This is a genomic window from Pseudoflavonifractor sp. MSJ-30, from assembly GCF_018918045.1.
Classification (GTDB): domain Bacteria; phylum Bacillota; class Clostridia; order Oscillospirales; family Oscillospiraceae; genus Faecousia.
Window position 1 is genome coordinate 1 of the sequence record NZ_JAHLPU010000040.1, and the last position, 13,811, is coordinate 13,811.

12 protein-coding genes and 1 pseudogene are annotated in these 13,811 nt (G+C 58.3%); 6 read left to right on the forward strand and 7 right to left on the reverse strand.

Annotated features, from left to right (window positions below):
- Positions 1 to 270 precede the first annotated feature (270 nt).
- Positions 271 to 489 carry a cation transporter gene (locus tag KQI10_RS05925; RefSeq protein WP_216566489.1) on the forward strand — a complete coding sequence of 73 codons (219 nt, stop codon included), beginning with the start codon at positions 271 to 273 and terminating at the stop codon, positions 487 to 489.
- Positions 490 to 556: 67 nt separating this feature from the next.
- A complete protein-coding gene (locus tag KQI10_RS05930; RefSeq protein WP_216566490.1) occupies positions 557 to 2,464 on the forward strand; it encodes a heavy metal translocating P-type ATPase in 1,908 nt (635 codons plus the stop codon).
- Positions 2,465 to 2,516: 52 nt separating this feature from the next.
- Here KQI10_RS05930 and KQI10_RS05935 read toward each other — a convergent pair whose 3' ends face one another.
- The 3 genes from KQI10_RS05935 to KQI10_RS05945 form a co-directional block, all read right to left on the reverse strand.
- Entirely contained in the window at positions 2,517 to 3,308 is a 792-nt protein-coding gene (locus KQI10_RS05935) for a class I SAM-dependent methyltransferase (protein WP_216566491.1), read from the reverse strand.
- A 115-nt stretch (positions 3,309 to 3,423) separates the two neighbouring features.
- Positions 3,424 to 4,158: a class I SAM-dependent methyltransferase gene (locus tag KQI10_RS05940; RefSeq protein ID WP_216566492.1), complete on the reverse strand. Its 735-nt coding sequence runs from the start codon at positions 4,156 to 4,158 to the stop codon at positions 3,424 to 3,426.
- A 200-nt stretch (positions 4,159 to 4,358) separates the two neighbouring features.
- Positions 4,359 to 4,592 (reverse strand): hypothetical protein, encoded by a 234-nt coding sequence (locus KQI10_RS05945; protein WP_216566493.1) that lies wholly within the window; start codon positions 4,590 to 4,592, stop codon positions 4,359 to 4,361.
- 173 nt (positions 4,593 to 4,765) lie between these two features.
- Between KQI10_RS05945 and KQI10_RS05950 the strand changes: the two genes are divergently transcribed.
- The 4 genes from KQI10_RS05950 to KQI10_RS05965 all read left to right on the forward strand — a co-directional run bounded on the left by KQI10_RS05950 (position 4,766) and on the right by KQI10_RS05965 (position 9,302).
- Complete coding sequence (locus KQI10_RS05950) at positions 4,766 to 6,535, forward strand: Na/Pi cotransporter family protein (protein WP_216566494.1); 1,770 nt, start codon at positions 4,766 to 4,768, stop codon at positions 6,533 to 6,535.
- 11 nt (positions 6,536 to 6,546) lie between these two features.
- On the forward strand, positions 6,547 to 7,230 hold the full coding sequence (locus KQI10_RS05955; protein ID WP_216566495.1) for a response regulator transcription factor: 684 nt from the start codon (positions 6,547 to 6,549) through the stop codon (positions 7,228 to 7,230).
- A gap of 53 nt (positions 7,231 to 7,283) precedes the next feature.
- Positions 7,284 to 8,591 carry an ATP-binding protein gene (locus KQI10_RS05960; RefSeq protein ID WP_216566496.1) on the forward strand — a complete coding sequence of 436 codons (1,308 nt, stop codon included), beginning with the start codon at positions 7,284 to 7,286 and terminating at the stop codon, positions 8,589 to 8,591.
- 75 nt (positions 8,592 to 8,666) lie between these two features.
- Entirely contained in the window at positions 8,667 to 9,302 is a 636-nt protein-coding gene (locus tag KQI10_RS05965; RefSeq protein ID WP_216566497.1) for a trimeric intracellular cation channel family protein, read from the forward strand.
- Between the two features lie 313 nt (positions 9,303 to 9,615).
- Here KQI10_RS05965 and acsE read toward each other — a convergent pair whose 3' ends face one another.
- From acsE to KQI10_RS05985, 4 genes and pseudogenes are all read right to left on the reverse strand, one after another.
- Positions 9,616 to 10,434: a carbon monoxide dehydrogenase/acetyl-CoA synthase methytransferase subunit gene (gene acsE / locus KQI10_RS05970; protein ID WP_216566521.1), complete on the reverse strand. Its 819-nt coding sequence runs from the start codon at positions 10,432 to 10,434 to the stop codon at positions 9,616 to 9,618.
- Positions 10,435 to 10,581: 147 nt separating this feature from the next.
- Positions 10,582 to 11,898 (reverse strand): annotated as a pseudogene (acsC, locus tag KQI10_RS05975) (acetyl-CoA decarbonylase/synthase complex subunit gamma); the annotation flags it as partial.
- Between the two features lie 20 nt (positions 11,899 to 11,918).
- Positions 11,919 to 12,860, reverse strand: coding sequence for an acetyl-CoA decarbonylase/synthase complex subunit delta (gene acsD / locus KQI10_RS05980; RefSeq protein WP_216566498.1), 942 nt, complete (start codon positions 12,858 to 12,860; stop codon positions 11,919 to 11,921).
- A gap of 66 nt (positions 12,861 to 12,926) precedes the next feature.
- Complete coding sequence (locus KQI10_RS05985) at positions 12,927 to 13,697, reverse strand: AAA family ATPase (RefSeq protein WP_216566499.1); 771 nt, start codon at positions 13,695 to 13,697, stop codon at positions 12,927 to 12,929.
- Positions 13,698 to 13,811 lie beyond the last annotated feature (114 nt).

Genomic DNA, 13,811 nt, shown 5'->3' on the forward strand with positions numbered 1-13,811 from the left:
TAGAAAACCTGTAGGGGCGGCTACCAGCCGCCCGCTGCCTTTCGGAACAGAACGCTAGAATTAAGTGCGTAATTCCGTAAGATAGCGGGCGGCAGGTTGCCGCCCCTACAAAAAACCCTATTTTGCAACAGCCCCGTCTTACGGCCATAACGCCTTCAAAAAACTTTTGAAAATCCCCTTGACATTTGGGGAAAACATGCTATTATATTTCCAGAACGATTCAACAATTATTTAATCGTTAAACTCAAATTCTGATAAGGAGCCATTGTTATGAAAAAGACTTACAAAATCGATGTGGACTGCGCCAACTGTGCCAATAAGATGGAGGATGCTGCCAAGGCAACTGCCGGTGTGAAGGACTGCACCGTCAACTTCATGGCTCTGAAGATGATCGTGGAATTCGACGAGGGCGCCGATGTGAAGGCCACAATGGAAAATGTTCTGGCCAACTGCAAAAAGGTCGAGGACGACTGCGAGATTTTCCTGTAAGCAAAACAAACTCGGCTCCCCTTTCCGGGGAGCCGAAATATTCGAAATCGGAGAAGGAGGAAAAACCATGACGAAGAAGCAGAAGCGGACCCTGTCCCAAATTATTGTCTCCTCCGTGCTGCTGGTCATTTTGCAGCTGCTGGGCGCGGAATTCTTTGATAGAATCCTCGGCGCCGCCGGGCGCTGGGTGCGGCTGGCCGCCTATTTCGCGGACTACTGGATCATCGGCGGCGATATTCTGAAAAAAGCCTGGAAGGGGCTGAAAAACAGGCAGCCCTTTGACGAATGTCTGCTTATGGCCATTGCCACCGTTGGTGCGCTGGCCCTGGCCATTTATGAAAACGGCGATTATCTGGAAGCCATCGCCGTTATGCTGTTCTACCAGATCGGCGAGCTGTTCCAGAGCTACGCCGTGGGCAAGAGCCGCCGGAACATCAGCGAGCTGATGGATATCCGCCCGGACTACGCCAATGTGGAGAATAACGGCGTTCTGGAAAAGGTGGACCCGGACGAGGTGGAGGTCGGCACCATCATCGTGGTGCAGCCCGGTGAGAAGGTGCCCATTGACGGCATCGTGGAAGAGGGCAGCTCCACCCTGAACACCTCTGCCCTGACCGGCGAGAGCGTGCCCCGGGAGGCAAAGCCCGGCGATGAGATCATCAGTGGCTGCATCAATCTCAGCGGCGTACTGAAGATCCGCACCTCCAGGGAATTCGGCGAGTCCACCGTGTCCAAGATTCTGGATCTGGTGGAAAACGCCTCTTCCCGGAAGTCCAAGTCTGAGGATTTCATTGCCAAATTCGCCCGGGTGTACACCCCCGCCGTCTGCTACAGCGCCATTGCCCTGGCGGTCCTGCCGCCGGTTGTCAGCCTGCTTCTGAGCAGGGATCCCGTCTGGGGCCAGTGGCTCTACCGAGCCCTGACCTTCCTGGTCACCTCCTGTCCCTGCGCCCTGGTCATTTCCATTCCCCTGAGCTTCTTTGCCGGCATCGGCGGGGCCAGCCGGGAGGGCGTGCTGGTGAAGGGCTCCAACTATCTGGAAACCCTTTCCCAAGTGGATACCGTGGTCTTCGACAAGACCGGCACCCTGACCCGGGGCGTCTTTGAGGTCACAGCGGTCCACCACAATACTCTGGAAGAAGAAAAACTGCTGGAGTACACCGCGTTGGCCGAAAGCGCTTCCTCCCATCCCATCTCCAAGAGCCTGCAAACCGCCTATGGAAAGCCCCTGGACCGTTCCCGTGTATCGGACATCCGGGAGTTCAGCGGTGAGGGCGTCACCGCCCGGGTAGACGGCAGGACCGTTGCCGCCGGCAATCGGAAGCTCATGAAACGGCTGGGCGTGGAATACCACGACTGTCACAAAACCGGCACCATTGTCCATGTGGCCATTGACGGCGCTTACGCCGGTCACATCGTGATCTCCGACCTGCTGAAGCCCACCGCCAAGTCCGCCATGGAGGCTCTGCGCAAAGCCGGTATTACCAGGACCGTTATGCTCACCGGTGATATTGACGCCGTGGCCCAGGCTACCGCCAAAGAGCTGGGCATTGACACCGTCTACAGCGAGCTGCTGCCCGGCGACAAGGTCTCCAAAGTCGAAGCACTGCTCTCTCAGGAGCGAAAGGGCAAGCTGGCCTTCGTCGGTGACGGCATCAACGACGCGCCTGTCCTCTCCCGCGCGGACATCGGCATTGCCATGGGTGCCATGGGTTCTGACGCCGCCATTGAGGCCGCGGATGTGGTTCTCATGGACGACGATCCCATGAAGATCTCCAAAGCCGTCAAGATTTCCCGGAAGTGTCTGGGCATTGTCCACCAGAACATCGTCTTTGCCATCGGCATAAAACTGCTGTGCCTGCTGCTGGTTGCCCTTGGCTACGCCAATATGTGGGCCGCCATCTTTGCCGACGTAGGCGTCATGGTTCTGGCCGTTTTGAATGCCATCCGGGCTTTGATGGTGAAGAATCTCTGATTTCAGTCTATCGCGAAGGGGGTGCCGGACGGCACCCCCTTTGTATTGCTTTTCAGTTCTCCCACAGCCAGGGCTTACGGCCCTCTATCAGGAACATGGGGGTGGAGGCGTTGTTGACGCGCTCCTCCCGGGTCCAGACCTGCTTCCAGATCTGCTCGTCCGCCGCTGCCTGAAGGCCCAGCTTTTCCAGCACCCGCAGGTCCCAGTCGGGGCGATGCCGCATGGACAGGGGCGTCTGCCTCGCAATGCGTTCCATGGCGTCCACATCCGTTCCGGCGGTCTCGTCCCGGACATCCGACCGGGACAGATTCTCCCGGTCGGCGCTGTGCGCCAGCTGGGCCTGCTCATCCCACAGATAGCGGTACCAGTTGGCGTCAAAATTCAGCAGCAGTCCCCCTGGTGCCAGCACCCGGGTCCAATGGCCGTAGGCCTTCTCCGGGGCGTGCAGGTTCCATGTCACGTTCCGGGTAACCAGCACGTCAAAGCTGCCGTCGGCGAAGAGGAGCTCCTCCGCATTCATCTGCCGGAAGTCGATTTTCCCCGCCAGCACACCCGCGTTTCGCCGGGCTTCGGCCAGCATGGAAGCCGTATAGTCCACTGCCGTTACCTGATAGCCCCGCTCTGCCAGGATGATGGCGAAGAAGCCCGGGCCGGTGCCCACGTCCAGAATGCGGATGCTCTCCGGCGCTCTGCCGGGAAACCGGGACGCAATGCGGCCGGCGATGCACTCCCCCCAGACGGTTTTCTGATCCGACGCCAGTTCTTCCTGATTGACTCCGGAATAGCCGGACGCCCGATGGGTCCAGTAGTGGATATTCTCTTCCTCATAGGTCGCAAATCGCATACGCCATCCCCCGTCTCCCCTGGTCATAGAAAACGCCTCACTTCCCGTGGGGCGTTTCATCTTTGCCTATAGTGTACCACGGGGGCTTCGCCAGCGGAAGCCCCCCGGGGGGATGTTATTTTTGTGCAAGGATGCCAAACATGGGCGCGTTCACCAGGTCTGCCTCCCCCAGCACCCGGCGTCCCAGAGTCAGGTCCGTCCGGCAGACGGTGAAGCCGATTTTCCGCAGTTTCTTCTCATCCCAGGCCGGCCGCTTCTGGCCCAGGTCCATTGCCAAAGTAATGGCGTTGTTCTCCTCCACCAGTGCCTCGGTCATGCCCACATGGCCATAGGGACTGTCCGGGGCCACGGAGCAGTTCTGGGTACTCTCACTGCGGATATTTTCGGCGTAATCCGCGTCAAAGTTCAGCAGCAGCCCGCAGGGCCGCAACACCCGGTACCACTGGGCATAGGCCTGCTCCGGTTCCGGCAGGGTCCAGGTAAGGTTTCGGCTGAGCACCACGTCAAAGCTCTCATCCGGGAAATCCAGGTTCTGCGCGTCCATCTGCCGGAATGTGATAGCAAGCCCCAGATGCTCCGCCAGAGCGGAAGCCTCTTCCAGCATGGCGGGCGTCAGGTCGATCCCCGTTACCCGGTGCCCCAGCTTTGCCATCAGGATGGCGAAAAAGCCCGTACCCGTGCCCACGTCCAGAATGTCCAGCGTTCTGTCCTTTGGTAAATGATTCTCCAATTCCTCCAGCCACCGCCGCCCCATGGCGCTGCCCAACTCGTTTTTCCGTACTGCTCCAAAGTCATGGGACCGGGCCGTCCAGTAGCGCACGACCCGATGCTCCAGATCATCCATTGTCATTTTGTGTATTCCTTCTCTTTCCACTGCCCCATGCGGCAGGCAGTTGTCTTCCGATAATATACCAAATATCTGCCTGCAGCGGAAGCCCCCCGGGGGGATACGAGACAGGCAAACACCCTCCGCCTTTCAAAAAGCGGAGGGTGCTTGTCTGTATATGGAGAAAACATGAGAAGAAACGGGCAATATCAGAGGCGTTCCTTTCAATGGAACGGATGCCGGCAGCCGTACAGAAACACGGCGATGGGGGCCAGCAGAGCAGGCGTTCCCAGGAAGACAGCGCACCAGTCAAGGGTGCCCAGCGCCACGGGCGACAGAGCCAGCCACAGCAGGCCGCCCAGAGCCGCCCCCAAAAGGGCCAGCGTCCAGATGCAGACCTGATACTTTCGTTCAGCGTTCCAATTCTTTTCGTCCAGTGTCATCCAAAATTTTTTCATGGCATTTCCTTCTTTCTGACAATACCTTACCCCCATCAGGTAAAAGCCGCAACACATTGAACGTAAAGTCTCCGTAAAAACAGGAAATTTTACATTCGCTTTACATTATCCCCCCTTTGGGCTTTACGCGGCCCCGGTAAGATATTGCCAGAAACGTAAAGGAGCTGTAAAATATGGATATATTCGGGATTCTGAATCTGGTGGGCGGCCTTGCCCTGTTCTTATACGGCATGTCCGCCATGGGCGACGGGCTGGTACAGCTGTCCGGCGGTCGTCTGGAAAAAATTCTGGAGCAGCTGACCAAAAAGAAGATCATGGCCGTACTTCTGGGCTTGATGGTGACGGCCATCATTCAGTCCTCTTCCGCCACGACCGTCATGGTGGTCGGCTTTGTCAACTCCGGCATTATGAATCTGTCCCAGGCCGTGGGCATCATCATGGGCGCCAACATCGGCACCACCGTCACCTCCTGGCTGCTGTCCCTGACGGGCATCCAGGGCAGCAGCCTCTTTCTGAAGCTTTTGAAGCCCAGCTCCTTCTCCCCTGTGCTGGCCGCCATCGGCGTAATCCTCACTATGACCGCCAGGGAGGACGACAGGAAAAAGAACATCGGCACCATTCTCGTGGGCTTCGCCATTCTGATGTTCGGCATGGAGGCCATGAGCTCCGCCGTGTCCCCTCTGGCCAAGGATGAGAAGTTCACCGGCATTCTGACCGCTTTCTCCAATCCCATTCTGGGCACCCTGGCCGGTGCGGCGCTGACGGCGATTATTCAGTCCTCCTCCGCCTCCGTCGGCATCCTGCAGGCGCTGTGCGTCACCGGCGCTGTCAGCTTCGGCACCGCCATTCCCATTATCATGGGCCAGAATATCGGCACCTGCGCCACGGCCCTCATTTCCAGTGTCGGCGCCAGCAAAAACGCCCGGCGGGCATCCCTCATCCATCTTTATTTTAATTTAATTGGCACTTTGCTGTTTCTTGTGGTATTCTATACATTGAACAGCTTCCTGCACTTCCCCTTCCTGGCCCAGACCGCCGGCGCGGCGGATATCGCCGTGATTCACAGCCTGTTCAACGTAGGCTGCACCATCGTTCTGTTCCCCTTCTCCAATATTCTGGTAAAGCTGGCTACTCTGTCCATCCCCGACGGCAAGGATACCCAAACCGATACCCGTCCCGCGGCCCTGCAAGCTCTGGACGAGCGTTTTCTGGACCGTCCGGGCTTTGCCATGAACCTGTGTAAAGAAGCCGTGGATCACATGGCGGATCTGGCCCGAAATTCCTTCCAGCTGGCTATGGGACTGCTGGTGAACTTCTCCGAAAAAGACCTGCAAACCGTCATCGCCATGGAGCAGGAAGCCGACAGCTACGAGGACACTCTGGGCACCTACCTGGTCAAACTCTCCGGAAGGGATCTGAGCAAAGCGGACAGCCGGACCCTTTCTATCCTGCTGCACTGCATCAACGACTTTGAGCGCATTTCGGACCACGCCATCAATGTGGCTGAGTCTGCCCAGGAGCTGCGGGACAAGGGCCTGAGCCTGTCCCCTGACAGCCGGAGCGAGCTGGCCGTCTACAGCCGGGCTGTAGGAGACATTCTGGATCTGACAGTCTCCGTATTTGCCGCGGACGACACCCGGCGTGCCAAGTCCGTGGAGCCTTTGGAAGAGGTCATCGATTCCCTGAGCCTGGAAATGCGGCAGCGGCATATTGAGCGTCTGCGCCGGGGAGCCTGCTCTCTGGAGGCGGGCCTGATTCTGGAGGACATTCTGACAGGCTATGAGCGGGTCTCCGACCACTGCTCCAATGTGGCCGTATGCCTTATCGAGGTCCACGCGGATGAGTATGACACCCATGAATATCTGAACCTGACCACCAAGGGCAGCGACCCCTGGTTCCGGCGGGAGTACGCGAAAAAACGGCAGGAATACCTGCTTCCCTGAGGAGAATAACTATGGCACTTATCTATGTAGTGGAAGATGACGAAAACATCCGGGAGATTGAGACCATCGCCCTGAAAAACAGCAACTATCTGGTCAAATCCTTTGGCCGTGCCTCGGAATTCTACCGGGCCCTGGACGACATTCTGCCAGACCTGGTGCTGCTGGATGTGATGCTGCCGGACGAAAACGGCTGCGATATCGTAAAGCGTCTGCGCAGCCAGTCCGCCACAAGGCGGCTGCCCGTGATCATGGTCACAGCCAAAACCTCGGAGATGGACATGGTCAAGGGGCTGGACGACGGAGCCGACGACTATATCAAAAAGCCCTTCTCCGTTATGGAGCTGCTGTCCCGGGTGAAGGCCCTGCTGCGCCGCTCCACGGAGGAAACCGCCCAGCAGCTGCAGGTGGGCGGCATCCAGCTGGACAACGCCCGCCGGGTGGTGCTGGCCGAGGGCAAAAGCGTGGAGCTGACCTATAAGGAATACGAGCTGCTGCGGTATCTGATGATCAACGCGGAAATGGTTCTGTCCCGGGAGGCCATCATGCGCTTCGTCTGGGGCACGGAATTTGAGGGCGAGACCCGAACCGTAGATATGCACATCAAGACCCTGCGGCAGAAGCTGGGCCCCTGCGGCCACCAGATCGGTACCGTCCGCAACGTGGGCTACGTACTGCAGAGCAACCCGGAGGCATAATATCTCTTATGGCTCCCCTGAATGGGGAGCCATTTCGTATAGGAGGCATTCCCATGAAGCAAAAGATCAATCTGCGCCTGGGGCTTATCGCTCTGGTTGCCCTGCTGCTGACCACCCTTGGGGTTACAAAGGTCTATTATGATCTCTTCCGCCAGCAGGTGGGCCGGGATCTGCGGCTGACCGCTCAGCTGCTGGAGCAGACCGGGGAATTTGCCCCCGGAAGCACTCCGTTGCTGAAAAACAACGAGGTGCGCATTACCTGGGTGGATGCCGACGGCACCGTGCTCTATGACGATGTGGCGGACGCCTCTGCCCTTCCCAACCATGCCGACCGGCCTGAGATTCAGCACGCCCTGGAGACCGGCGAGGGTGAGATCGTCCGCAATTCCGACACCTTCAATATGAACACCTTTTATTACGCCCTGCGTTTATCGGACGGCACCGTGCTGCGGCTGGCCGTGGACGCGCGCTCCATCAGCTCCGTTTTTCTGGCGGCGGTGCCCGTATTGCTGGCCGTCGCGGCGGTGATTTTTGCCGTGTGTCTGCTGCTGGGCCATCTGCTGACCGCCCAGCTCATCGCTCCCATTGAGGACATGGCTGAGCACCTGGACGAGCCTGCCCGGGAGCCGGTCTATCAGGAGTTGGAGCCCTTCGCCCGGAAGATCCGCAGCCAGCACGAGAAAATCCTCTCCGCCGCCCAAAGCCGACAGGACTTCACAGCCAATGTGTCTCACGAGCTGAAAACGCCTCTTACCGCCATTTCCGGCTATGCCGAGTTGATTGAAAACAAAATGGTGGATGGAGATCAGCAGCTGCGTTTTGCCGGAGAAATCCGTAAAAACGCCGCCCGCCTTCTGAATCTCATCAATGACATCATCCAGCTCTCTGAGCTGGACAGCACCCAATCCCCCGCCCAGCCCCAAAGTGTGGAGCTGCTGAGCCTTTCCAAAGAGGTCTGCGCCGATCTGGAGGTCCCCGCCCGGCAGCGGCGGGTGAGCCTGCAATGCTTTGGTCGGGAGGCCACCGTTCCGGGTGACCGGGAGCTTCTGAAGGAGCTGCTGGAGAATCTGGTGCAGAATGCCATCCGCTACAACCGGGAGGGCGGCTTTGTTCAGGTCACCGCCAAGGAAGAATCCGGACACGCCGTCTGGATCGTGGAGGACAACGGCATCGGCATCCCGGAGGATGCGAAAGACCGGGTCTTTGAGCGCTTCTACCGGGTAGACAAGAGCCGCTCCCGGGAAACCGGCGGCACCGGTCTGGGCCTTGCCATCGTCAAACACATTGCCCAGATTCACAACGCAAAAATCACCCTGAACTCCACTCTGGGTCAGGGAACCAGAATCACAGTGACGTTCTGATTTTTCTGTTGCCAATCTCCCCAAAAGCGTGTATACTATTTCGGCATATTATTAAGCGCAGAAGGAATTCAAAATATGACGGAATCACTCGTAATTCTCTTTGATCTCATCGGCACCATCGCCTTTGCCATATCCGGTGCGCTGATCGGTGTGGAAAAGAAGATGGATCTGTTCGGCATCATCGTTCTGGCTGTCACCACGGCCTGCGGCGGCGGCGTTATGCGGGATCTGGTGGTGGGGAATATCCCGCCAAATATGTTCCGGAACCCTCTGTATGTCAGCATAGCCGCCGTTGTGGCAGTGATTGTGTTCATTCTCTGCTATCTGCACAAGAAAATGCCCAAATGGGCAGGGCCGGTATATGACCGGATGCTCTTCTGGTTCGATACTCTTGGCCTTGCCGCCTTTACCGTAGACGGCATTATGGTAGGCATCCAGTGCGGTTATGAAAGCAACGGTTTTCTGCTGGTCTTTCTGGGTTTTCTCACCGCCGTGGGCGGCGGCACCCTGCGGGACGTGCTGGCAAGCCGAATCCCGGACATTTTTCTCAAGCATGTCTATGCCGTAGCCGCCATTGCCGGGGGTATCCTGATGGTGCTGAGTCTGGGCTTTGGGGAACGGGCCTCCATGCTTTTGGGCTTCTGTCTGGTCATCGCCCTGCGTTGCCTGGCCGCCCGCTTCCGCTGGAACCTGCCGAGGATCCGGGGATAATAGATTTTACCCGCAGGGGCAGCAGGTTTGCAGCCCCTGCGGATTTTTTTCGGATATCCCGGCAGAAGTTAAGACTTTTCAAAATCACAGTGCGGGCGGCAGAACGTTTTCTGCCGCCCGCACCGGGGTTTTTTGACAAATCGGCACTAGCCGCGGAAAGGAATTGACAATTCACAATACGGATTCAAATCCGTCCCGTATGGGACACCATAACTGTCAATTATGCAAGCCGAAGTGTGCCGGAAACGCAAAGCAGGCGGAGGAGGGAAAACCCCTCCCCCGCCGGGAAAGTTACACGCGAATCACGCCGCTTTTACAGCTCCAGATAGGAGTCGGAGTACAGAACGTGGTTCTTGAAGATATCGCAGGACTTGATGGTTTCCATCAGGCGCAGGTCGCAGGGGTTGACGATAGCAGAGGTCAGGCCCTGCATCATAGCCATGGCAACCAGAGCGGAGTCCATGATGGGCCGCAGAGTCTTGGGTGCGCCGTTGGAGTTGTTGGACAGACCGCCGGTGGACTTCAGGCCCTCGTCGGCGAACATCTTGATGGCGTTCAGAACGTCCATCTGCTTGTCCTGCATGCCCTTGACGACCAGGAACAGGGGGTCGAACCACAGGTCGGTAGCATCCATGCCCAGGCTCATGCCGCGCTCGAGCATATTGTGGCAGTGCTTCATGCGCTCCTCGTTGTCCTTGGCGATGCCGTCGGCAGAGCACAGAGCGATACAGATCGCATCGTTGGCAGCGGCCAGGTCGATGTAGGAGATACGGGAGCCGGCGTCAGCGGAGTTGACGATGGGCTTGCCGTTGGTCCGGTTGTAAACCTTGATACCGGCCTCGATAGCCTTCTTGTTGGCGGTATCCAGAGCCAGAGGCACGTTGTCGAAGTTCTCCTGCAGCAGCTTGACGGCCCACATCATACGCTCGGGACCATCCTTCTCGGCAGGTCCGATGTTGACGTCCAGGTAAGTAGCGCCGGCAGCAATCTGCTCAGCGGCACGCTTCAGGATAGGCGCGGGATCCCGCTCGTCCATAGCCTTGCGGATAACCGGGGAGATGCAGTGGATCCGCTCGCCGATGGTGACGAAGGTCTTGGACTCAGGGTTGTAGCCCTTGTATTTGACACCCATGTCCACCTTCTCGATGGCGGGCACCTTGGTAGCCAGCAGCTCCTCGAAGGACAGCTCCTTGACCTCTTCCTTGGGTGCGGAAGCGGCCTTGGCAGCGGCCTCGGCGGCAGCGGCGGCGGCAGCGGCCTCGTACTCCTTATCCTTCATGTACTTGGGCAGCTGAACGGCCTCGGTAGGACCGACAACCACGTTCCAGCCGGGCAGCTTCTCGGCAATCTCACCCTTCATAACGGCAACCTTGCCGGGGATGATCAGGGTACGGTTCTTGATCTTGTTCTCGATGTCCAGGTCGGCGAAGGTCTTCTTCACAGAGGTGGAGGAGAACTTACCGGCAGCCCAGGCAGTCAGAACGGACATACCGGAGGCATCGGTGATGATCAGGTTCACGGGCTGGTTGGAACGCTCCAGCTCGCCGGAAACCAGGAAGTAGGTCAGAGCGAAGTCAACGGTCAGCGCGCAGGGGCTGTTCTCGTCGGCGCCGTTCAGGGGGTAGATCTTGGACTCCACCTTCATGGGCTTCTGGGGATCGGTGAAGATGTTCTGACGCAGGCCGTACAGAGGCAGAGCCTGGGCGTAGGTCATGTTGTCCAGAACAATGATGGAAGCGTACTTCTCGGTGAACATGGCAGCATAAGCGGTCTCTAGATGCATGTCGCCGCCGCAGATCTTGCTCAGGTTCACGATGGAGGGATAGCCGAAGCTGCGGTCGCCGTCCTTGATGGCGGTGCGGCGGACCAGAACGGCGTTGGCCAGGGTCTCCTTGCCGGTCTTGCCGGTGACATCCAGAACCAGGTTCTTGTTGCCGGCGGCTTCCAGCTTCTTCACGGTGTCATACAGATCGGAGATGTTCTCAGCCCAAACGCCCAGAACAACGCCATTCTCCTTGGCAACCTCGTTCATAGCCTCCCAGTTGGCGGGGGTAGCGCCGTCCAGAATGGGCTTGGAGTCCTTCACGGCAGCCAGAGCGGCCTTGGCGCACTCCACATCCCAGCACTCCAGAATCAGGTCCCGGCCGGTAGCCAGCGCCTTCTGAGCCAGCGCGGCGTAAGCGGCGGCATCGGTGCCCTCGTTGCGGACGAAAATGGTCTCCACATACATCCGCTCGCCGATACGCTCGTAGTCGACCTTGGCCATGTCGGCCAGCTTCTTGTCGACCTCCGCCTCGGTCATAGAGGTGGAAACGGGCACGGAGTACAGGTTCTTGTTGACCAGGGTCTTCTCATGACGGAACATGACGGTCTCGCCGCCCAGCTTGTGATCCTTACCGAAGGTAATGGTCTTCATAGCGGGGGCTGTGGCCTCGTTCAGCATTGCCTTTGCGTCGTCAGAGAAGTAGGGGCACTTGTCAATGGAAATAGCGCCCTGAGCCACCTTCATGCAGAATGCCATACAGGTGGGGCTGCCGCACTCCTTACAGTTCTTCTTGGGAGACAGCTTAAAAATGTCCAGACCTTTCAAAGCCATGATATGTATCCTCCTTCCGCTTAAACAAGCTCGTTGATGAACTTCTTGATGGTCGCGACAGCAGCGGGATGACGCATGATAACAGCGTCGGCGCCGCCGGTCAGGTCAGCGGAGGCGGTGGCAACTTCCATGCCGATCGCGCGCTCTTCCTGATCGCCCCAGGCGGGTTCATCTTCTGCGGAAGCGGTGGACTCCTTCACGCTCCAGCTGTCAGGAGAGACGGGAGCCATGATGGGCATCTGCAGGTCGGCATCGGACTGATCCAGAGCGGCCAGACGGACGCGGTCCAGGGTGGAGGCCACGTACTCATAGCCGTAGCCAACGGCGGCGGTACCGACGTTCATCACGATGGACTCAGGAGAAACGGTCAGGCCCTTCAGCATGATGTTCAGCTGCTTGGCCAGGTTGATGTCGTCAGCGGTCTCAGCGCCCACCTTCTGGCCGTAAGCCAGAGCGACGGAAGCGCCGACGGTTTTGTAGTCCTCGCTGCGGGCGGACAGAACCAGAATGTTCTTGCCCTGCAGAGCTTCGGCGATCTTGCTGAACAGCTCGCCGTCCTTCTCGATGTTCTTGCAGCCCATGATGACGATAGGCATGGACACGGCATCGGCAACAGCCTTGGCATCGGCCACGCAGTCGGCAACGGAGCGGTTCACACCGTTGGGATCGGCAGACTCAAAGTGCAGGCACAGAAAATCGGCGCCTTCCATGGTCTCCGCCTTCTTGGCGTAGTCAACCATGGTGGTGCAACCGGCGTAGAACTCGCTCAGGCCGGCGGACTTCCACTCGCTGGCCAGGTCGGAGATCTCGACACCGATCTTCGGTGCGTGCTCAATGGGCGCATCGAAGGTGTAGAAAGGCAGCACATTCTGGCCGCCGATGACAACTGCCTTATCACCGGTGCCCAGGGTCACGGCATTGATCTTGCCGCGGTAGGGCTGCTTCTTAGGTTCGAAAGACATTACAATATCCCCCTTAATAGATTATGAATGATAAAAGAAGCATTTGCTTCGAGTATCCATGTCTGTTTACAGGCCCAGATTCTGCATCAGGCGGCCGACGGCGGCCTTCATGGGAGAATCATCGGGCAGCTTGGCGGAAGGTTCGCCGTTGCAGTCGCAGCGGTAAACGCCATCGTCCTGAGGAAGAACGCCGAAGAGCTTCAGCCCATGACGATCGATCTCCTCCTGAACGCCGGGTTCCAGCACGCCGCCGGGCGCGCGGTTGACAATCAGGCCCATCTGGCCGGGATTCAGGTTCATCTCCTCGATCATTTCCGCGATCCGGGCCACAGCCTGAATGCCTCTGCGGGAACAGTCGGAAACCAGCAGCATGACGTCCACCTTGGGGAGCGTCCCCCGGGCCACATGCTCCAGACCGGCCTCGTTGTCCATAACAACGTAAGCGTAATTCTTTGCGTACTTGTCCACCTGGGTCTTCAGAACGCCGTTGACATAGCAGTAGCAGCCCTTGCCCTGGGTGCGGCCCATGACCAGCATATCGAAGTCGTCTTCTTCAATAAGGGCATTGTTGAACTGCATTTCGGCGTAATCCGCCTTGGTCATGCCGGCCGGAATGGAGCCGGTCTGTTCGGCGTGGGCCATCTCTTCCCGGATCTGCCCCAGGGTCACATCGGCCTCTACGCCCAAAACCTCGTTGAGGTTGGAATTGGCATCGGCGTCCACCACCAGGATGGGGCCCTTTTTCTGGCGGCAAAGGTAGTCAATGATCATGCCGCAGGTCGTGGTCTTGCCGACGCCGCCTTTGCCGGCAACGGCAATGGTACGTGGTGTTGCCATATTTTTTACTCCTTTTTGGGGAATGCCCCCTGCGTCTTCCTCCCCGGGAACGTTCCCGGGAACATGCCCTCCGTCTGTTTTGCGGAAGGGGTATCCGCGGCGCATAATACGCCC